Consider the following 22339-nt stretch of genomic DNA (forward strand, 5'->3'; position numbering starts at 1 on the left):
TCACGCTGGATCCTTATTAGATATAAAAAAATGTACAAAATCAAAAAAAGAGCTATGAAGTATCACAGCTCTACGAATAATATTACTGAGGATCAACATCGAATTCGAGATAGAGAGACTCTCCAACTGTAATGGTCGCTTGACCGTTTGTTAATTCTGTTATCCAGTTAATAAAGGTCTCATGATCATCTTCTTCTACATAGGTTTCAATTTCAACATGATCCAAGTAATGAATGTCTTTTATTTGATAGATGGAAGATCGTAGCTCATTTTCAATTTTGCCTAACCAAGTATAGTCGATTTTTGTCGTAATAATGGTCATTCTCTTTCTTTCGACAATCCCAGTTGCATTAATCCCTTCAGAAGTAGACTTACCGTATGCACGAATTAATCCACCGGCTCCTAATTTAATTCCTCCAAAATAACGTGTCACCACAACAACGGTATCTTTCAAATCACGTTTTTTTAATACCTCCAGCATAGGAATACCGGCTGTACCAGTAGGCTCCCCATCATCATTTGCCTTTTGAATTTGATTTTGTTGTCCGATCATATAAGCTGAGCAATTATGAGTGGCATTCCAGTGTTTTTTTTTAATTTCTTGTATAAAGTGAAGGGCCTCTTCTTCGGTTGTTGCACGATGGATATGGGCAATGAACCGAGATTTTTGAATAATGATCTCGTGTTCACCATCACCTTTAACCGTATAATACTTTTTTAACATCTATTTCACTCCTATAGTACATTCAAAGTTCAAACGTTTTTCTTCTTTCACTATAACAAAATTTAAACAGCGAATTAAATGTTTTGATACTCACATTTTTCTATCATTTTAATCTTGCTAAAATTAAATGATATAATAAAAGAGTTGAAATAAAATTTATAGAGGAAATTCAAGTATTTGTAGCGAATATATCTTTGTTACTATAGGTTTTCCTTCTATCGAACTTTTAGATTAGGGATATTTTACTAACTTTTTAATTTACACATTTTTCGCATAGAATCTTTTTGTAAATAGAGGTAAAATTACTCTAAATTAGAGGAAGTTTGCCTTGGAGGAATGGAGATGTCACTGAAAAAAATTGATGTAAGGACATTGGATCAAATCTTGGAAAAGATGATAAATACCGTTGATTCTAGCAAATCCGAAATCTTCCAAATCGGAGAACAATGCCGCCAAGAGTATGAAACTCTCTCTGATGAGTTAAAAGAAGTAAAAGTAATGGTTTCTCAAGTGATTGATGAGGGAGAAGATCTCGAAGTAAAAACTCGTCAGTCAAGAAGACGTCTATCTATTGTTAGTCAGCATTTTCGCGATTATACAGAAGAGCAAGTTCGAGAAGCTTATGAAATTGCTCATAATTATCAGATGAAATATTCAATGAATCTTGAATTAGAGAAGCAATTACGTAGGAGACGGGATGAATTAGAAAGACGGCTCATTCATTTAGAGGCAACAATTGATCGTGCAAATAATCTTGTATCACAAACGAGTGTCGTATTAAATTATTTAACAAGTGATTTAAAGGAGATTGGTAGTGCACTTGAAGATGCCAAAGAAAAGCAAGATTTTGGTCTTCGTGTCATAGAAGCACAAGAGGAAGAAAGGAAACGGCTTTCACGGGAAATTCATGATGGTCCGGCACAAATGCTTGCAAATATGCTCCTAAGATCTGACTTAGTTGAAAAGGTCTATCGTGAGCAAGGAATTGTAAATGCATTAGAAGAAGTGAAGAGCCTGAAAAAAATGGTAAGATCCTCTTTATCTGAGGTCCGTCGTATTATTTATGATTTACGTCCTATGGCATTAGATGATTTAGGTTTAGTTCCGACCCTCAGAAAATACCTAGAACGAACCGAAGAATATAATAATGGGGTAACGTTCCATTTTATCAATCTAGGTCAGGAATATCGTCTACCATCAAAATATGAGGTAGCCCTATTTCGCTTAGTTCAGGAATCTGTACAAAATGCGATTAAACATGCGCAAGCGAGTGAAATCCATGTGAAGATCGATATGCAACAAGATAGTGTATTCCTTATTGTGAAAGATAATGGAAAAGGCTTTGATGTTCGTGAGAAAAAAGAAGGTTCATTTGGAATCATGGGCATGAGAGAACGAGTTGAAATTATTGATGGAAAAATAACGATAGATTCCAAAATTGGTGAAGGAACCATTGTTATGATACAAGTGAAATTTGATTAACCCTATAAAAATTGAAATATATGAAATACACACAATTGTGAAAGTGTCTTTGAAAAAACACTTTATAAGGAGGAAAAAAGTGTGACTACAAAAATAGCTATTATAGATGACCATCAATTGTTTCGTGAAGGTGTTAAGAGAATACTAGAATTCGAAAAAACATTCGAAATTGTCGCAGAAGGTGATGATGGTGCTAGCGCCCTTCAGTTAATTGAAGAAACAAAGCCAGATGTAGTATTAATGGATATTAATATGCCAAATAAAAACGGGATTGAAGCGACTCGTCAATTAGTAGAAACGTATCCTGAAACAAGAGTCATTATTTTATCCATTCATGATGATGAAAACTATGTAACCCATGCACTAAAAACAGGTGCCACAGGCTACCTTTTAAAGGAAATGGATTCAGATGCATTAATTGATGCAGTCAAGGTTGTAGCAGATGGAGGATCCTACCTTCACCCGAAAATCACTCGTAACCTTGTTGAAGAGTTCCGTCGCTTAGCCAATCGCCATAATAATGGTACAGGCTATCAGCAACCCGAAGTGGTTCGCCCACTACATCTTCTTACACCACGTGAATGCGAAGTTCTCCAATTACTTGCAGATGGAAGAAGTAACCGTGTAATTGGTGAAACTCTTTACATAAGTGAAAAAACCGTTAAAAACCATGTTAGCAATATCCTGCAAAAAATGAACGCCAACGATCGTACCCAAGCAGTCGTTGCAGCAATCAAAAATGGTTGGGTCGAAGTAAGATAATTTTTTCATCAACACTCCTCAAGTTCAATTGAGGAGTGTTTTTTTGTCTAGGGAAAGAGAGCTGGGACGGATAAAGGCAGTATGTAGTGAAAATGTGTTTAGAGTGGAGTTTGAAACAGATAAAAAGGTAAATGGAGTGGAAATGTGTCTCAGTAGTGGGTCATGAGACAGATAAAATGGGGATGTGGAGAATAATGTGTCTCAGGACTGGTTCTTGAGACAGATAAAGAGGGAGAGAGGAGAAAAATGTGTTTCAAAACCCGATCTTGAGACAAATAAAGAGAGAAAAAGGAGAAAAATATGTTTCAGCCTGAAGCTTGAAACAAAGAAGGGGTAAACGAAGAGAAAAATGCTTTCAAGAAAGACGAAACGGATAATAAATGAATAACTTAGAAATAGTACCTCGACCATAACAATAAAGTTCAATTATTGACCACTAACTTAAATGAAAAATAGAAAAATTAACATTCCTCCAAATTTTTTAGTTGACCAACTTGTATATACAAGTTAATATAAAACTATAAGTTCTATCTTGTATATACAAGTAATAAATTATTTGTAAGCGGTATCTATTATTCTTTTAAAATCTTTAATATTTACCAGTTCCTTTGGAGAATCAGATAATGGGGAATAATTTAAGGAATTATCAGAAAGGGGAAAATGTAACCGCATATTAATTTTCAAACACGCTCTTCGCATAGTTTGTCGCTTTTTTCATGTAAATAATCTGGCTAGGTTGTCTTTTTGTACCCTAATTTCAACAGAAAAACAATAAGTAGTTGAAAATCCTAATACCGAATTTTACAAAAACAGCAGCAAAGACTTAGAAAAGAGCATGATAAAAAACCGTGAAAATGAAAACGGTAACAGGAGGATGGGAGAAATGAGTGTTAACAAACATTCGGTTGAACAAATTGTTAAGGCAATTGGTGGAAAAGAAAATATCGCAGCTGCCACTCACTGTGTCACTCGATTACGCTTTGCCTTAAACGATGAAAGTAAAGTAAACAAGGAAGAACTGGAACAGATTGATCTTGTCAAAGGTGCATTCTCTGCAAATGGTCAATTTCAAGTGGTTATTGGTCAAGGTACAGTTGATAAGGTTTATGAAGAAATGGTCCGCCAAACGGGGATTGGGGAATCTTCTAAGCAAGAAATCAAAGATGCTGCTGCTAAAAAACTTAATCCGATTCAACGAGCAGTAAAAACACTTGCTGACATCTTTATTCCAATACTACCAGCCATCGTTACTGCTGGTTTATTAATGGGTATCAACAATGTATTAACTGGTCAAGGTATATTCTTTGATAAAAAATCGCTTGTCGAAGTGTACCCACAGTGGAGTGACTTTGCAAGCATTATTAACTTAATTGCAAATACAGCATTTACCTTTTTACCAGCATTAATTGGTTGGTCTGCAGTAAAGAAGTTCGGTGGAAATCCATTATTGGGGATTGTGCTTGGATTAATGCTTGTACATCCTGATTTATTAAACGCGTGGGCTTATGGATCAACGAAAGAAATACCAACTTGGAATCTATTTGGATTAGAAATCCAAAAAGTAGGTTATCAAGGTCAAGTATTGCCAGTTTTAGTGGCATCCTATGTATTAGCGAAACTAGAAATATTTTTGAAAAAACGAATTGCTGATGCGTTTCAACTTTTACTAGTTGCCCCGATTGCCTTATTGATTACTGGATTTTTATCATTTATCGTTATCGGTCCAATTACTTTTGCTATTGCAAATGTAATTACAGATGCAGTCGTTGGCATTTTCCATGCAGTACCAGCACTTGGCGGAATTATTTATGGTTTACTATATGCACCACTAGTTATTACAGGAATGCATCACACATTCCTAGCGGTGGATTTACAATTGATCGGATCAACTGGAAGCACTTTCCTCTGGCCGATGGTCGCTCTTTCAAATATCGCTCAAGGTGCAGCAGCACTAGGAATGATGTTTGCAACAAGGGATGAAAAGCTAAAAGGTCTATCGTTAACATCTGCAATTTCAGCGTTTTTAGGAATTACTGAACCGGCAATGTTTGGTGTTAATTTGCGCTATCGTTTTGCCTTTATTGCAGCGATAATTGGTTCTGCTATCGCAGGGATGCTTATTACCATTAATGGAGTAGAAGCACCATCAGTCGGTGTAGGTGGCTTACCGGCCTTCCTATCGATCTTCCCACAAAATTGGGGGGCATTCTTTGTCGGAATGGCCATTGTGTTAGTTGTACCATTTGTATTAACAATCATTTTCGCGAAGTTCAAAAAATCAAACTAATCTAATGAAGAGGGTTGTCGATTAAAAGGCAAGACTACTTAAATCGACACCCCTTCGATAGAAATATAAAAAGTGGTGATATAAGATGAAACAACCTTGGTGGAAAAAAGCAACTGTATATCAAATTTATCCAAAAAGCTTTTATGATACAACGGGAAATGGAGAAGGGGACCTACTAGGAATCATTCGAAAATTGGATTACCTATCTGAGCTTGGAATCGATGTACTTTGGCTAACTCCTATATATGAATCCCCTCAAAATGATAATGGCTATGATATTAGTGATTATTATCAAATTTACAAGCCCTATGGAACGATGGAAGACTTTCAATTACTTTTACAGGAAGCACATAAGCGCGATATTAAATTAATAATGGACATTGTAGTTAACCATACATCAACCGAGCATCCGTGGTTTAAACAGGCACGAGCTTCTAAAGATAATCGATACCGTGATTTTTATATTTGGAAGGATCCGAGTCCAGATGGGACAGCCCCTAATAATTGGAGATCTAAATTTGGTGGATCAGCTTGGGAATTTGACGAGCTGACAGGGCAGTACTATCTCCATTTGTTTGATGTTACCCAAGCAGATTTAAACTGGGAAAATGATCAGCTCAGACATGAAGTATATAAAATGATGCATTATTGGTTTGAAAAAGGGGTAGATGGTTTTCGCTTAGATGTTATTAATTTAGCTTCAAAGGATCAGCGCTTTCCAAATGATCCAACAGGGGACGGGAGAAAGTTTTATACAGATGGTCCAAGAATACACGAATTTTTACAGGAAGCAAATCAGGAGGTATTCGCAAAATATGAAGCGATGACCGTTGGTGAAATGTCATCTACATCCATCGAGGATTGTATTCTTTATACGAATCCTGAACGTCATGAGCTTAGTATGACCTTTAATTTTCATCACTTAAAAGTAGATTATGATCAAGGAGATAAATGGACACTAGCGGATTTTGACTTTATAAAATTGAAAGAAATACTCTCAACATGGCAAACAGAAATGCATCGAGGTGGTGGTTGGAATGCTTTGTTCTGGTGTAACCATGATCAACCACGAATTGTTTCACGATTTGGAGATGACAAAAAGTATTGGAAGCAATCCGCTAAAATGCTCGCCACAACCATTCATATGATGCAAGGCACACCTTATATTTATCAAGGTGAAGAAATCGGAATGACCAATCCAGGCTTTCAGCAAATTGAAGATTATCGTGACGTGGAATCCTTGAATGCTTATGAAATCATGAAGGAAAAAGGCTATTCTGAGGAGAGAATTTTAGCGATTTTGCAGGAAAAGTCTCGTGATAATTCACGTACACCTGTTCAATGGAATAACAAGCCTAATGCAGGATTTACATCGGGAACCCCATGGATTAGTGTAGCATCTAATTATAAAGAGATTAATGTAGAAAATGCGCTCCATGATAAGGATTCTATTTTCTATCATTATCAAAAGCTAATCCAGCTACGTAGGAATTATGACATCATTACAGATGGGGATTATCAATTAATATTGGGAGATCATCCAGAAATATTTGCTTATGCTCGTAACGGCAAGAATGAAAAATTAATGATCATTAATAATTTTTATGATAAAGAGACTTGTTTTGAATTACCTAAAGAAATCGATATAGAAGAGTACGACATTCAAATTCTATTGTCCAACTATCCAGACTCAAGTAAACATATGAATAGACTTCAACTACGTCCTTATGAGTCAATCATTTTTCACTTAAAAAAATAAGCATTGTTAATTAGGCTAGTTCTTTGTACAATGACAAATATAGGAATTAATATTTGACTCTTAATTAGTAGGCTTTTTCTTTAGCAATTTTGCTATTTACTATACGAAAAAACGGCCTTTTAAAATGAGCTGAAAAAACGGTGATATACAATGCGCGTAAATAAGTTTTTAACCATCTATGAAAATTTAGTTGAACGAATTCAATCAGGAAATATTAAGCCAAACACAAAACTACCATCGGAAAATGAATTAGTTGAACAGTATGGAACATCTCGTGAAACCGTTCGAAAAGCATTAAATCTTTTATCTCAAAATGGGTATATTCAAAAAATAAAAGGCAAGGGTTCTTTTACTTTAGATGTAGGAAAATATGATTTCCCGGTATCTGGTCTAGTAAGCTTTAAAGAATTAGCTGAAAAAATGGGGAAACCGTGGAAAACAATCGTCTGTGAACTAGATTTAGAGAAGCCAGATCCCTATATTCAGAAGCAACTGAATATAAATGGAAAAGATTCAGTATGGAAGATTGCCCGTGCCAGAGAATTGGAGAATGAACGAATCATTTTGGACAAGGACTATGTATTACAATCCGTCGTTCCAACTTTGAGCAAGGAAATTTGTGAAGGTTCTCTATTTGCTTATCTTGAAGGAGAACTAGGCCTAAAAATAAGCTTCGCCAAAAAAGAAATATCTGTAGATGAACCAACCGAAGAAGATTATCGTTATTTAGATTTAAAGGATTATAAGCATATTGTCGTTGTTAAAAACTATATTTACTTAGAAGACGCTAGTCTATTTCAATACACGGAATCAAGACACCGTCTCGATAAATTTCGTTTCGTAGATTTTGCTAGAAGGGGACATTGATGAAGTGCACTACGCTGTAGTGCGCTTTTTGAATTTTTTACCATATTTATGTAGTATTTCTTACATATACACTTAAGAAGTTGTCTATATCAATCATATTCAATAAAATAAAGATATTATGATTGAAAGGTCGTGTCCGATGAATATACATAAAATGAGACTTCTGCTTATCTTCATGCTAGTAGGGGCGTTAATGCTAGCTGCTTGTGGAAAAGAAGAGGAGTCGTCTGATAAAAAAGAAGATACAAAGGTAACTACTAATAATGAGCAAGAAAATAGCAATGCTTCAACTAGTGAAAATATTGGTGAATCTACGCCGCCACCAATTCAGGAGGCCGAAAATATCCCAGCTAATGAGAAAAAGGCTCTACTTGCTGCATTTGATCAACATGTTAAAACCTTTAATCAAAAGGATCTAGATGGTTATATGAGTACCATTTCGAAAAATCCGACCTCTTTTAAGTTGGATGAAGAACGTGATTATATAAAAAATATCTTTGAAACAACTGATATTCAAATCAATCCGCAAAATGTGATTATTATTGATTATAAGGACAATGAAGCCAATATTTTTACAGAAATGAAAACCATTGTTTCGGAAACTGGCTCTAAGAAAAAGGTCGAACAACTAAGTCGTCAAATTAATACGTTCAAAAAAGAGGATGGGCAGTGGAAATTAAACGCCACCTTTGCGATGGAAACAAAATAAAAGAGATTGTCTATTTGGGAGCTGATCCTATAATAGACAAACTCTTTTTCTACTATAAAAGAGGTTGAGGTCCAAGAAATTTGACCCCTTGTATAAGGCTACTAATTATCCGAAAAAGGACGTTTTTCTTCAATTCCTTCCTACGTTTTTCCTTTAACTAAAACAACTCTTTTATTGTGATAGGTGCGGAACAGGTTTTCTGCCGGTATACTCGCTACAGCGGTTTCTTTCTTCGTTGGTTTATAATTAAATGGCTCTTTCAAAAAGGTAGCTTTCACTCTTTTGGATATTTGAAAATATGGAACCCAGATGAGTGTGTATATAAGGGATTGTCCTATTTCCTTATTGGCACTCGCTGTATATTCGGGTTGAATATTTTTGTAGGCGTCCAAAGTATAGATGGTGTTAACGACAAGAGCAGTATCAATAATTTGTAAAATAAGACTACCAACTAAATAGTAAATCATTGCTTTCGGAAAAAGACGATTCTTTTTGAACATAAGTACTAATAAGAAAATAGGTACAATGACAAAAAAGATACAATTAATCAATACTTCAAAAATAATGATTGGTACAAATAATGGATGATAGAAATCAGATCCAGCGGTAGTAATTTCACGCCAAACCTCTGGTTGGAAATAATCTACTACTATATCTTTAACGAAAAAAATTGAAGCTATAGTCGTTAATAGTAAGCTAATCATCACAAGAATTAACCAGCCACCAATTCCCTCATATTTTGAAATAGGTGTTAGTGCTCCAGATTTCATGAAGCCTCCCCTTTCATATCCAAATTATCCTAAATTATCCACTACCTATAAAGCATAGATGATTCAATCTAGAAGTTGAACAACTATTTTTAAAATTCCTACTAAGGAACTAGATGGAAAATAATTGAGTGCTTAGGTAATACTAGTTATACAATGATTAGTGGATCCTATTTTAAGGAGGTACTTTTCAATAGAATAGGAATCGAAAAACTTGCACGGAATTTTTTTTCTTTTATAATGAAGGTATTGTGAAAAAAAGTTGAAAGGCGGCAGATGACATGCAAATAGGTATGGTTGGTTTAGGTAAAATGGGTTATCAGCTTTCATTAAACCTTATGGAAAAAGGACATGCAGTTTCAGCATATGATGTAAATAAAGAATCAGTAGATAATATTTCTAAAGATGGTGGTCAAGGAGCCTATACATTAGAAGAACTTGTGAAACAGCTTGATCGTCCACGTAAAATTTGGATGATGGTTCCTGCAGGCGAAATTACTGAGCAGGTTTTCAATCAATTGCTTCCATTACTTGATGAAGGAGACATTCTCATCGATGGCGGTAATGCACATTATAAAGATTCATTAAGACGCTATGATGTAGCAAAGGAAAAAGGTGTTTCTTATCTTGATTGCGGTACAAGTGGCGGTGTAGAGGGTGCTCGTAACGGTGCATGTACAATGATTGGTGGAGACAAAGAAGCCTTTGATCAAGTAGAAAGTATCTTCAAAGAAATCTCTGTTGATAAAGGGTATTTATATACTGGAAAAGCAGGAAGCGGTCATTTCCTAAAAATGATACATAATGGAATTGAATATGGAATGATGCAAGCAATCGCTGAAGGCTTCGAAATCCTAGAAAAAAGCCCATTCGAATATGATTACGAAAAAGTTTCAACTGTATGGAATAATGGATCAGTTATTCGTTCATGGTTAATGGAGTTAATGGAAAATGCCTTCTCTAAAGACAGCAAACTAGATAAAATCAAAGGTGTAATGCATTCATCAGGTGAAGGAAAATGGACTGTTGAAACAGCACTTGACTTCCAAACAGCTGCTCCTGTTATCGCATTATCTCTTATGATGCGCTACCGTTCATTAGAGGATGATACATTCACAGGTAAAGTAGTTGCTGCTCTAAGAAATGAATTCGGCGGACACGCAGTAGTAGAAAAATAATAGATAAGCCATTTAAAACACTTAAGAAACCAAATGTTTCTTAAGTGTTTTTTTTATCTTTTGATTGTTTGCATTCATAACGAGTCATTCGTATAATAGTGTTTTGATCGTATAGGTGTCCAAACTATAAATTCTCCTTTCCAATCTGGAGATTCTTTTATAAAATGGAAATAAAACTAAACTGAGGATGATTAAGAGAAAATGAAAACAGTTATCGTAACGGACAGTACAGCCTATATCCCGAAGGACGTCCGAGAAGAGTTAAACATACATATGATTCCACTGAGTGTCGTTATTGGCGGAGAAACCTATGAAGAGGAAATAGATATTACTGCTGGACAATTCTATGAAGAATTAAAAAGACAGGATCGCTTGCCAACCTCATCCCAGCCATCATCAGGTCAGTTTCTTGCTTTATATGAAAAACTAGCAAAGGACTATGATGCGATTATTAGTATCCACCTTTCGAGTGGGATTAGTGGAACCTATCAAGGTGCAGTAACCGCAGGAACAATGGTTGAAGGGGTAAAAGTATATGCCTATGATTCGGAAATTAGCTGTATGGCACAAGGCTTTTATGCCATTGATGCAGCAAAAATGGCAGCGGAAGGGAAATCCCCTGAAGAAATAATCTCCCGAATTGACGAATTGAAAGCATCCTTACGTGCCTATTTCATGGTCGATGATTTATCCAATCTTCAAAGAGGTGGACGTCTTACAAGTGCACAAGCCATTATCGGAAGCTTGCTAAAAGTGAAACCTCTCCTTCATTTTGTGGACAAGGTGATTGTTCCATTTGAAAAAATCCGTACCCGCAAAAAAGCAATGAATCGAATCAGTGAACTAATTGGCGAAGATGCATCTAAAGGAACAGCCTTAAAGGCATCCATCATTCACGCAAATCGCGAGGAGGATGCAAAGGAATGGAAGGCTGAACTTGAACAGCTCTATCCAAATGTAGATTTCTCCATCAGCTATTTTGGCCCGGTCATTGCCACTCACTTAGGTGAAGGTGCGATGGGCTTAACCTGGACAATAAAGTAAGTGAATAGGGCTGTCTGTTATCAGACAGCCTATAACCTATAAAAAGGAGTGAAGAAATGACTCAACCTTTCTCACAAGAACTTCAAACCTTTCTCTCAGGACGTAAACTCCTCTTAACTGAAATTCCCTTTCCAAAAGCACTTATCAAAAAACATCTCGAAAATAAATTCATTGCCGCTCTACCAGGAATTACCCCAAATAACAAATTTCAATGTGAACGTTGCGGAAACATGTTTCTACATCTTTTTGCGCAATTCCCATGTGCGAATTGCCAATCAAGCTGTACCTATTGTCGGAATTGCATCATGATGGGACGAGTATCCACTTGTACACCTCTTTACCATTGGATTGGTCCACCACCAGAAATGGACCTAACAGAATCCGCATTAGAGTGGAGCGGTACCCTATCTCCTGGACAACAAACGGCGTCAAAGCGTGTCATTGAAGCGGTTCATACAAGATCTGAGCTTTTGGTCTGGGCGGTATGTGGAGCAGGAAAAACAGAAGTACTTTTCGAAGGCATCAATGAAGCGATAAAGCAAAAACAGCGGGTATGCATCGCAACCCCAAGGACAGATGTTGTCCTTGAGCTCGCTCCTCGACTACAAAAGGTATTTCCTACCATTCAAGTTGTGGCCCTGTATGGTGGGAGTGAGGATCGAAACAAATTTTCTCCACTGACAATCTCCACCACCCATCAATTATTTCGATTCTACCATGGATTTGATCTCATGATTGTCGATGAAGTTGACGCCTTTCCTTATTCCTATGATCATACCTTGCAATGGGCAGTGCAAAAAGCTGCAAAAAATAATGCGGCAAAAATCTACTTATCGGCGACTCCAAACCAAACATGGCAACAGGAATGCCTTGCTGGAAAACGTCCCTATGTCACCATCCCCGCAAGATTCCATCGTCTACCATTGCCAATACCTGAATTTGCTTGGTGTGGCAATTGGAGAAAGTCCTTTGAAAAAGGAAAAATTCCTATCAAAATCGAAAAATGGATAAAGGCAAGATTGCAAGCAAATAAACAAACATTAATCTTTCTTCCAAACATCAAATTAATGGAAAAAATAGCCCCACTTTTTCAACAATTACATCCAAACATAGAAACGGTTCATGCTGAAGATCCCAATCGTAAGGAAAAAGTAGAAAGAATGCGGAAGAAAGAAACCCCTGTTCTACTCACAACGACGATTCTGGAGCGTGGTGTCACCTTTCCAAACATTGATGTCGCGATCGTAGGAGCGGAGGACGGAATCTTTACCGAAGCAGCCCTCGTCCAAATTTCCGGCCGAGTTGGTAGAAGTGCCCAATATCCAAAGGGAACAATTACTTTTTTTCACCATGGTAAGACAATGGCAATGAATAGAGCATACAGCCATATCGTTCAGATGAATAAAGAAGCAAGAGAAAGGGGATTGATTGATGCATGATTATTGTTTGAATTGCCATATACCTATCGCATTTGATCCGAAATGGACTACACTTTTCCTACCACAACCTCCCAAATATTTATGTAATGACTGTGAAAATAAGCTAATTCCAATCAAACAGCCAATCTGTCATACCTGTGGTCGACCAATGGAAAAACTCCAAAAGGAATACATTGTAGAAGAAACCCTCTGCCTCGATTGCCAACGATGGGAAGAAGATCAGAAATGGAAAGGAGTGCTTGATAAAAATATTTCTTTGTATGAGTACGATGATTTTCTTAAGGACATCATCGCACGCTTCAAATTCCGCGGCGATTATATTCTTAGCAAGATTTTCTCGCGGAAAATAAATGAGATCTTAAAAACTCTCGATTATGATGCCATCGTCCCCATTCCGCTTAGTCAAGAAAGATTAAAGGAAAGAGGCTTCAATCAAGCAGCAGCACTCGCTAATGAAGCAGGATTACAGGTAATGGATAATCTACATCGCACCCATACCGAAAAACAATCAAAAAAATCACGACAAGAACGGATACATCTTCAACAAATTTTTACAGTAAGGAACCCGTCCCTAATTATGAACCGATCCATTATCTTGATTGATGATATATACACAACCGGATCAACACTCAGGCATGCAGCGAAGGAACTGAAAGAAGCAGGTGCAAATTCGGTAACAGCCCTTACGGTAGCACGTGGATAAAAAAGTAAATTAGGTTTAACAAATTTATCAATACATCCGATATAATAGAGGTACAAGTATACATTAGGAGGATGACCCTGATGCCTGAACTAGAAAACTGTCCGAAATGCGGAAATCTCTATTTAAAAAACAATATACGTGATGTATGTGGATCATGCTATAAAGAAGAAGAAAAACTTTATGATATCGTCTATAAATTCCTGAGAAAACGTGAAAACCGCTCAGCTACAACAGAAACAGTTGTTGAAGAAACAGGTGTAGAGGAAGAGTTACTCTACAAATGGGTACGAAAAGGACGCTTACAGCTTGCCCAATTTCCTAACCTCGGCTACCCATGTAGTAAATGTGGCGCCTTAATTAGAACTGGCAAGCTCTGTTCAAGCTGTGCAGGCAAAATAAAAAATGACCTTGAAGTACTTGATAAAGAAGAAAAGCGCAAAGAGGAATTAAGAAATCGGACCTATTATAGTCAAAATTAATAGTTGAAGCGAAAGTCCTATCAATGGATCCAAACCTATTGTTTGGATTTTTTTTATAGGAGAATATAAATTTCAGTACCTTTTTAAAGTTAAAGAGGTACTGATCTGTTTAGTGCAAAACGTATTGATACGCATTAACCCTGCAGTAATTGGGCTGTGGTTTGTCTCTCGTGAAGCTTAAGAGGAAGAATCAAGCTTGTCAAATTCCAATCCTACATGCCCTATTGAATAAGTACTTATTCTTTTTCTAATTATTGGGCAAAATCTACTATAAAAGTTTTTCCATTTTATCCGATATAATAAATATACAAGGGATACGTTCGAACGAAAGGGGCGTAAAAGTTATGAAAATCAATAATTACGGTACACACGGAATTAATCCATATAAAAAACAAATGAATAAATTTGAACAAGCGAATAAGAGCGGAAAACAAACAGATAAAGTGGAAATATCTTCGAAGGCGAAGGATATGCAAACTTCTACTATTGAACAGGCTCGTCGTGCAAAAGTTGAACAGTTAAAAATCGAAGTACAAAATGGTCAATATAAAGTCAACCCAGAGCTAATCGCCAAAGGGATCAAAAACTTTTATCAAGGAAAATAGAAAGGAGGGTTCTCCATGTCCACTTCCACTGAAACGCTCATCGAGGCATTAGAAAAACTATACCAACTGCATGAAAAACTTTATGAACTCTCCGAAGCAAAAACAGAAATCATCAAAAAAGGGGAGATGGAAGGCCTCCAAAAAATGCTTAAGGACGAACAAACCTTTGTGGCAGCCATTAATACGATGGAAAAACAACGGCAAGAAGCCGCTAAACAACTATTAGGAAAATCCGAAGCAACAGACATCACCCTAACCAACTGCATAGAAGCAGTAACAGGGAATGACAAGGAAATACTTAATGAACTGAAAGAGAAGATTTTGTCAGTAGTCAATAAATTAAAAGATCGCAATGAATTAAATCAACTACTGATTCATCAAAGCCTTCAATTTGTCAACATGACAATCGATATGATCCAACCCCGACCTGAGTCAATGAACTACGGCAGACCGGATCAAAAAAAGATGGAAAAACGAGCGATATCAACATTCAATTCAGAAGCATAGCATGCTTGCTAATCAAACGGAGGTAACAAAATGGTTTCCACTTTTCATGGATTAGAAACAGCCAAACGTGGGATGAATACGCAACAATCCGCACTATATGTAACAGGACAAAACATTTCAAATGCAAATACTTTAGGATATACAAGACAACGGGTCAATTTTGAAGCTACACCAGCTTACCCAGCAGCAGCAATGAATCGTCCGCAAATACCTGGACAAATGGGGACAGGGGTACAGGCAGGATCGATACAGCGTGTACGTGAATCCTTCATTGACCAGCAATATCGTGGTGAAAATAATAAGTTCGGCTATTGGAGTACGAAAGCAGAGTCACTTGCGAAACTGGAAGACATAATGAATGAACCGAGTGATTCAGGACTGTCAGCAGCCATGGGGCAATTCTGGCAGGCATTGCAGGACTTAAGTGCCAATCCAGAAAATGATGGTGCGAGATCAGTAGTCATTCAACGTGGAAAAGCTGTTGCAGAAACCTTTCATTATTTAAATGACTCACTAAAAGGAGTTCAAAAGGACTTAGGAAATGAAATAAGTGTTTCTGTTAAAAATATGAATTCTGTTCTTCAACAAATTGCCAATGTAAATAAACAAATTTCTGAAATTGAACCCCATGGATACGTACCTAATGATTTGTATGATGAACGAGATCGCTTAGTTGATGAACTATCAACCTATGTAGATATTAAAATTGATGTGGAAAAAAGCGGTGGTCACCCATCTAAGATTGCCGAAGGGATATATAATATTAAGCTTGTTAATAAGGATGGTAGTGAAGGTCCTTCATTAATAGATGGATCAACCCCTCATTATTTAGAAATTACAGGTGGAGAAGCAAGTGATCCTGCAAGTGGAATTTTAGATAAGGTTCCTTCCAACGATTCACTCAAAACATTGGAAGTTAATGGACAAAAAATAAACATTGAAGATTTCTCACAAGGGAAAATTCGTGGGCTTATTGAGGGCTATGGTTATGAAGATAGTACGGGAGAATTAAAAGGTACTTATCCTAAAATGCTGGATGATTTGGATAAATTGGCATTTACTTTTGGAACATTATTTAATGCTGTACATAAACAAGGCTATACACTAAATCAACAAGCAGATGGTACATATGATATTGGAGGCGAGTTTTTTAGCGGACTTGGCACAGATTACAAAGGAGCTGCTAGTAATATAAATGTCCCAGACAGTTTGAAGAATAAAGATATTGCGGCTTCAGGACCTAATGGTGAAGCGGGGAATGGATTGAATGCATTAAATCTAGGGAATGTTCAAAATGTTAATCTAAACGATTTATTAGCGGGAAAAGATATTACATTAGAGGGTGGAATAGTACTAAATATAGGTGCAATTACAGGTTTTAATAAAGATAATTATTTTGAATCTGGAACAATAGGAACAAACTATCAATCTATTATTGGTACTTTAGGAGTAGATGCCCAACAAGCAAATCGTCTTACAACGAACAGTGGAAACCTCCTTCAATCCGTTGACGAAAGACGTCAATCAGTAAGTGCTGTTTCTATTGATGAAGAATTTATTAATATGATTAAATACCAACAAGCCTACAATGCTTCGGCTAGAAATATCACCATTGTCGATGAAATGCTAGATAAAATCATCAATGGTATGGGCCTTGGTGGTAGATAAGGAGATTGATAGAAGATGCGTGTTACACAATCAATGCTTTCTAATAACTTTTTAAAAAATATCAGTAATAGCTATGAAAAAATGGGTAAAATTTCTGAACAAATGCAAACACAGAAGAAAATTACTCGTCCTTCTGATGACCCGGTTGTTGCAATGAAAGGGATAGCTTATCGAACAAATTTAGCTGAAGTGCAGCAATTTAAACGTAATTTTACAGAAGCACATAACTGGATTGACAACTCGGATGCTGCTCTAGATCAAGCGACACAAGCATTACAACGTATTAGAGAACTAACTGTTAAAGCAAATAATGGAACACTAGAAGGTGACCAGAGAAACGCGATTGCTAAAGAAATTGAGCAATTACGTGATCAGTTAAAAGAAGTGGCTAATACAAAAGTTGGTGATAAATATTTGTTTAACGGTACAGATACGCTTACCCCTTTGGTTATTGATGTGGATCCACCAAAAGTATCTGATAATAATAAACCAGTAAAATTAGAATTAGCAAAAGGTGTATATATTCAAGTAAATACAGATGGGACAAAAGTATTTTCAGAAGAATTATTTACTAACCTTAATACGTTAATAAATAAATTAGATCCCAATAACACTACAGTTGATTTAAAAGATGATCTAGTAAACTTAGACAATAGCATTAATACAATACTTAATGAACGTGCAACTATAGGGGCACGTGATAATCGTATTGAATTAATGGAAGATAGAATTGATCAGCAGGAAGTAAGTGCTTCAAAAATGATGTCTGATAATGAAGATGTAGATATGGAAAAAGTCATCACTGAATTAATTACCCAAGAATCTGTTCAACGTGCATCTTTAGGTATGGGTGCTCGAATCATTCAGCCAACATTACTAGACTTTTTGCGATAAAATAATCAGGGTCTGACCCCTCAAGGTTAGATCCTTTTTTACTAGAGGTGAGAATTATGGAATTACCACAAATACGAATGCAGTCACAAATGGCAAAAATTGAAATGACTACTAATCCAGCAATCCAATCGATCGAACAGCCTGGACCTGATTTAGATTTACAGCAACCACCTGCTGAGCTCCATATCACTCGAACCCCATCTATGTTATATATTGATCAAACAGAAGCAAGAGCAGATATAGATTTAAAATCAATTAGAAGAAGAGTAGAAGAATTTGCACAAAATGGATATCAAGAATGGTTAAATGGAATTGCAAGAAGATCACAAGAAGGCAACGAACTTATGAGAATAGAAAATGGTGGAAATGCTATTGCTAATATCGCTAAACAAAATGGGAAATTATTTCATACTTTTGACTTTAATATTGGATATGTCCCTAAAGCAGGAAGCGTTAAACTGGAATATGTTCCAACTAAGCTTGATATACAATGGGAGTTACATAAGCCTGTTAACAATACTATAGCAAGAAAACCGATTATTGATTATCAACCAGGTACAGTAGACATACGAATGAAGCAATACCAGGATTTAAAAATTGATTTTGATAATCTAAAATATGTGGGAATAAATTATGAATTGGAAATTTAGGGGAGATTTTGATGAAAATATTAACAAGGTATCATGGGGAGACTGAAATAGATAAAAAGAATATTCTACATTTTTCTAAAGGAATTCCAGCCTTTCCTGATGAAAATGAATTTATTTTAATGGCTCTACCTGAGCAGGATTTATTCACGATTATGCAATCTGTTAAAACTCCTGAGCTGGCTTTTGTTCTTACCAATCCATTTAGCTATATCGAAAATTACGAAATTATCTTAGATGAAGTCACGCTTGAACAGTTATCAATTGAAAAAGACGAAGATGTGAGCATATTTTCAATCGTAACAGTTAAAGAGCCTCTTCAAGAAACGACTGCTAATTTTCAAGCGCCGATTATTATCAATTTGAAAAATAATGAAGCAAAACAAATTATTTTAAATGACACATCATATGACATTCGACATCCGCTCTTTGCGAAGAAGATAAAGGAGTGATACAATGCTAATCCTGACACGTAAGAAAGGTGAAACGATACAAATCGGTGATGATATAGAAATAACAATCTCTGCGATCCAGGGAGAACAAGTAAAAATAGGAATCAAGGCACCAAAAAATATAGATGTTTATCGTAAAGAAGTATATGAAAATATATTAGAAGAAAATCAAAAGGCAGCTTTAGTATCATCCGACATACTAATAGCGTTTAATAAAAAGATGAAAGAAAATTAAAGTTGAATAAAATAATTAAGTGGAAGTATAACAAAAAAGTTATCTTCCATTTTTTTATTTCAAATATTAATGAAAAGTAAAGTCATATATGCGTCTTATATCTAGGGAAAAATTGGCGTTAAAAATATAATAAAAAATTTTATTTAAAACTATAAAACCTCCACGAATTTTGTCGATATTATTAATGTAAGGGAGAAAAAGAAAAGACGGCCGCTTCTCTTTTCTCGAAAAATACATTTTATCGTTCACAAGGAAGTGAACTTCAAATTCAAGGAGGAAAATTAAAATGAGAATTAACCACAATATCGCTGCGTTAAACACATATCGTCAACTTGGTGCAGCAAATGATGCACAATCAAAATCTATGGAGAAACTATCTTCAGGTCTTCGTATCAACCGTGCAGGAGATGATGCAGCAGGTCTAGCAATCTCTGAAAAAATGCGTGGACAAATTCGCGGATTAGACATGGCTGCGAAAAACTCTCAAGATGGTATCTCTTTAATCCAAACAGCTGAAGGTGCATTAAACGAAACACATGCAATCCTTCAACGTATGCGTGAATTAGCAGTACAAGGTGGTAACGATACTAACGTAACTGCTGACCGTGAAGCAATTCAAGACGAATTAAACCAATTAATGTCTGAGATTGATCGTATTGCTGATACTACAGAATTCAATACTCAAAACCTATTAGGTGGAAGTTTCTCAGGAACTCTTCAAATTGGTGCAAATGATGGTCAAATTATCAACATTGGTATTTCTGCTATGAATACTACAGGTTTAGGAATTAGCACTGGTAATATTGCAGTTTCAACTAATGGTGCTGCAAGTCTAGCAATTTCAGCTTTAGATAGTGCTATCGCAGCAGTTTCTACTCAGCGTTCAAAATTAGGTGCTTATCAAAACCGATTAGAGCACACTATCAATAATCTAAGTACTTCAAGTGAAAACTTAACAGCTGCTGAATCTCGTGTTCGTGACGTAGATATGGCGAAAGAAATGATGGCTCAAACTAAGAACTCAATTCTTTCTCAAGCTGCTCAAGCAATGCTTGCACAAGCAAACCAACAACCACAAGGTGTACTACAATTACTTCGTTAATTAATAATTTAATTAATGATTCTATCGAAATATCGTGCTTATTACTTTTAAGCACGATGTTTTTATTAGATTCATTAATTTTAGGAGGAACAATGTGTAATGAACCCTAATATCTCTCTTTGTATGATCGTTAAAAATGAAGAAAAAGTTATAGAACGCTGTTTATCATCTGTAGTGAACTTAGTTGATGAAATAATAATCGTAGATACAGGGTCAACTGACCGAACGAAAGAAATTGCTTCTATGTATACATCTAATATATATAATTTTGAATGGATAAATGACTTTTCTGCAGCTAGAAATTTTGCTGCTTCAAAGGCATCGGGAGAATGGATACTAGTTTTAGATGCTGATGAGTATGTAGATGAAGAAAACTTTAAAGACTTCGTTCAACAATTAAAAGATGATAATGGAAAATTTGATACTTATTATGCGAAAATAATAAATTTTACTGGGAATTTTGGTGAAAACTTGGTGCAAAATTTTCATGATAGAATTTATAAGAATAATGGTGAAATTAGTTATTATCGCAAAATACATGAACAATTTAAAAGTAATAAAAATGAATCAATTAAAAATAAACACTCAAAATTAGTAATATTTCATTCCGGTTATTTGAATCATACAGTAAGTGAAAAGGATAAGAGCGTCCGTAATAAGGAATTGCTTGATCAGGAAATAGGAAAAGGTATTACCAATGCATTTGATTATTTTAATTATGGAAATGAATATTGCTCACTTGGTGAATACTCTAAGGCACTAGATGCTTATTTAGAGGCATATAAGCAAAAAAAGGATTTTCGTTTATCATGGGTATCGGCAACATTAGTTCAAATAATAATTTGTTTGGTTAATCTAAAAAGATACAATGATGCACTAAATGTGATAGAGGATGCAGAAAATATCTATGAAAATTCCCCAGAATTCCCTTACTTAAAGGGTGAGATTTTTTTCCTTAGAGGACAATTAGAGGACGCCAAAACAGTATTTCTGGAAATAACAAATAACAGTGAAAAATATAATCAGATTATCTTTAGACCAGATTTAAAAGAACAAAGGCCGCATCTTCGTCTAGGAGAGATCTTTCTTCTTCAGCAGGATTATAATAGTGCCATTTTTCACTATACTAGTGTATTAAATATAAATAATAATCATAAAGAGAGTATTGCAAAGGTCATCTTTATTTTGAATAAATTTCATTTAGTAGATGAGATTGTCGAATTTCTGTATTCAAATAATTTGATAAATCCTCATAATATTAAAGATTATGTGAGAGCATGTTTTGATGCTGGAAATCCTACTTTAGCAATCAGATTGATAGATCGGAATCATGAAGACCATAAACTTTTGGAAAAATTGTCTTTATTAAAGAATTTTGTAATAAATAATGAGGGTAATATAAATAATTTGAGTGAGTTATTTGAGTTAGATTTATTCCAAAGTCTAATAAATTCTAATTGGATCAATATTGTTGATTTATTAATATTAAATAATTTTAAAAATGAGAGTGAAAAACTATCTATAGCATTAAAACCTTATGAAGAAAATAATGAATATAAAGCACTGCTTAAACTTATAAATGGTCAAAGCTGGGATGAAAACATTGATGAGAGTTTAATACTATTTCTATTGAAAAATTTAATATTATATAAAAAATTCGATGTTTGTTCAGTAATGTTGAAAAATATAGAGCATTTAAAAGGGAAACTACTATCAAAGATTGCTGCCATATTGTATTCAAATAGCTTCAAAGTAGAAGCGTTACAATTATATGATAAAGGCGATTGGAATTATTTCAATGAACAAGATTTTATAAATATTATTGATAGTCTATTAGAGACTGGAAATATTGATAGTGCTGTGCAAATAGCAAATTACGCAATAATGACCTACGAAACTGATTTTAGATTTTACACTTATATTTTGGAGCATTCTAAGGATTCGATCCTAGTTGAATCAATTTATAAAAAGGCTAGTGAAGTGTTTAAGGGAAGTTGTTATTTAATGGAACTGATGTTATAACCTCTTA

General features: G+C 35.4%; 22 protein-coding genes. 20 read left to right on the forward strand and 2 right to left on the reverse strand.

Going from position 1 to position 22339, the window contains the following annotated elements:
* Positions 1–82: 82 nt before the first annotated feature.
* Positions 83–724 (reverse strand): YigZ family protein, encoded by a 642-nt coding sequence (locus NST63_RS05945; RefSeq protein ID WP_058003584.1) that lies wholly within the window; start codon positions 722–724, stop codon positions 83–85.
* 342 nt (positions 725–1066) lie between these two features.
* Between NST63_RS05945 and NST63_RS05950 the strand changes: the two genes are divergently transcribed.
* The 6 genes from NST63_RS05950 (at position 1067) to NST63_RS05975 (ending at position 8590) form a co-directional block, all read left to right on the forward strand.
* Positions 1067–2206, forward strand: coding sequence for a sensor histidine kinase (locus NST63_RS05950; RefSeq protein ID WP_212944659.1), 1140 nt, complete (start codon positions 1067–1069; stop codon positions 2204–2206).
* A gap of 81 nt (positions 2207–2287) precedes the next feature.
* On the forward strand, positions 2288–2968 hold the full coding sequence (locus tag NST63_RS05955; protein ID WP_058003586.1) for a response regulator: 681 nt from the start codon (positions 2288–2290) through the stop codon (positions 2966–2968).
* A gap of 883 nt (positions 2969–3851) precedes the next feature.
* On the forward strand, positions 3852–5255 hold the full coding sequence (treP, locus tag NST63_RS05960; protein WP_212944658.1) for a PTS system trehalose-specific EIIBC component: 1404 nt from the start codon (positions 3852–3854) through the stop codon (positions 5253–5255).
* A gap of 85 nt (positions 5256–5340) precedes the next feature.
* A complete protein-coding gene (gene treC, locus NST63_RS05965) occupies positions 5341–7014 on the forward strand; it encodes an alpha,alpha-phosphotrehalase (RefSeq protein WP_212944657.1) in 1674 nt (557 codons plus the stop codon).
* Between the two features lie 150 nt (positions 7015–7164).
* A complete protein-coding gene (treR, locus tag NST63_RS05970; protein WP_071977777.1) occupies positions 7165–7881 on the forward strand; it encodes a trehalose operon repressor in 717 nt (238 codons plus the stop codon).
* A 139-nt stretch (positions 7882–8020) separates the two neighbouring features.
* Complete coding sequence (locus tag NST63_RS05975) at positions 8021–8590, forward strand: nuclear transport factor 2 family protein (protein ID WP_212944656.1); 570 nt, start codon at positions 8021–8023, stop codon at positions 8588–8590.
* A 140-nt stretch (positions 8591–8730) separates the two neighbouring features.
* Here NST63_RS05975 and NST63_RS05980 read toward each other — a convergent pair whose 3' ends face one another.
* Positions 8731–9360, reverse strand: coding sequence for a DUF2569 domain-containing protein (locus NST63_RS05980; RefSeq protein ID WP_212944655.1), 630 nt, complete (start codon positions 9358–9360; stop codon positions 8731–8733).
* Positions 9361–9638: 278 nt separating this feature from the next.
* On the opposite strand from NST63_RS05980, the gene gnd reads away from it, so the two are divergent.
* From gnd to NST63_RS06050, 14 genes are all read left to right on the forward strand, one after another.
* Positions 9639–10535, forward strand: coding sequence for a phosphogluconate dehydrogenase (NAD(+)-dependent, decarboxylating) (gene gnd, locus NST63_RS05985; RefSeq protein WP_212944654.1), 897 nt, complete (start codon positions 9639–9641; stop codon positions 10533–10535).
* 201 nt (positions 10536–10736) lie between these two features.
* Positions 10737–11579: a DegV family protein gene (locus NST63_RS05990; RefSeq protein ID WP_212944653.1), complete on the forward strand. Its 843-nt coding sequence runs from the start codon at positions 10737–10739 to the stop codon at positions 11577–11579.
* Between the two features lie 56 nt (positions 11580–11635).
* Complete coding sequence (locus NST63_RS05995; protein WP_212944652.1) at positions 11636–13018, forward strand: DEAD/DEAH box helicase; 1383 nt, start codon at positions 11636–11638, stop codon at positions 13016–13018.
* On the forward strand, positions 13011–13721 hold the full coding sequence (locus NST63_RS06000) for a ComF family protein (RefSeq protein WP_212944651.1): 711 nt from the start codon (positions 13011–13013) through the stop codon (positions 13719–13721). Before NST63_RS05995 ends, NST63_RS06000 begins: the two co-directional genes overlap by 8 nt.
* An 80-nt stretch (positions 13722–13801) precedes the next feature.
* Complete coding sequence (locus tag NST63_RS06005; RefSeq protein ID WP_071977784.1) at positions 13802–14200, forward strand: TIGR03826 family flagellar region protein; 399 nt, start codon at positions 13802–13804, stop codon at positions 14198–14200.
* A 344-nt stretch (positions 14201–14544) separates the two neighbouring features.
* Positions 14545–14805 carry a flagellar biosynthesis anti-sigma factor FlgM gene (gene flgM / locus NST63_RS06010; RefSeq protein WP_058002968.1) on the forward strand — a complete coding sequence of 87 codons (261 nt, stop codon included), beginning with the start codon at positions 14545–14547 and terminating at the stop codon, positions 14803–14805.
* Between the two features lie 15 nt (positions 14806–14820).
* Positions 14821–15312 carry a flagellar protein FlgN gene (locus tag NST63_RS06015; protein WP_341041576.1) on the forward strand — a complete coding sequence of 164 codons (492 nt, stop codon included), beginning with the start codon at positions 14821–14823 and terminating at the stop codon, positions 15310–15312.
* Positions 15313–15342: 30 nt separating this feature from the next.
* On the forward strand, positions 15343–16980 hold the full coding sequence (flgK, locus tag NST63_RS06020; protein ID WP_212944649.1) for a flagellar hook-associated protein FlgK: 1638 nt from the start codon (positions 15343–15345) through the stop codon (positions 16978–16980).
* 15 nt (positions 16981–16995) lie between these two features.
* The gene (flgL, locus tag NST63_RS06025) at positions 16996–17874 is read left to right on the forward strand and encodes a flagellar hook-associated protein FlgL (RefSeq protein WP_212944648.1); all 879 of its coding nucleotides are present in this window, start codon (positions 16996–16998) and stop codon (positions 17872–17874) included.
* Between the two features lie 56 nt (positions 17875–17930).
* Positions 17931–18524 (forward strand): DUF6470 family protein, encoded by a 594-nt coding sequence (locus NST63_RS06030; RefSeq protein WP_212944647.1) that lies wholly within the window; start codon positions 17931–17933, stop codon positions 18522–18524.
* Positions 18525–18535: 11 nt separating this feature from the next.
* Entirely contained in the window at positions 18536–18973 is a 438-nt protein-coding gene (fliW, locus tag NST63_RS06035; RefSeq protein ID WP_242598220.1) for a flagellar assembly protein FliW, read from the forward strand.
* A gap of 4 nt (positions 18974–18977) precedes the next feature.
* Complete coding sequence (gene csrA, locus NST63_RS06040) at positions 18978–19208, forward strand: carbon storage regulator CsrA (protein WP_212944645.1); 231 nt, start codon at positions 18978–18980, stop codon at positions 19206–19208.
* 286 nt (positions 19209–19494) lie between these two features.
* Positions 19495–20310, forward strand: coding sequence for a flagellin Hag (gene hag / locus NST63_RS06045; protein WP_212944644.1), 816 nt, complete (start codon positions 19495–19497; stop codon positions 20308–20310).
* Positions 20311–20409: 99 nt separating this feature from the next.
* Entirely contained in the window at positions 20410–22332 is a 1923-nt protein-coding gene (locus NST63_RS06050; RefSeq protein WP_212944643.1) for a tetratricopeptide repeat-containing glycosyltransferase family 2 protein, read from the forward strand.
* The last annotated feature ends 7 nt before the right edge of the window (positions 22333–22339 follow it).

Source organism: Heyndrickxia sp. FSL W8-0496 (assembly GCF_038007825.1).
GTDB lineage: Bacteria > Bacillota > Bacilli > Bacillales > Bacillaceae_C > Heyndrickxia > Heyndrickxia oleronia.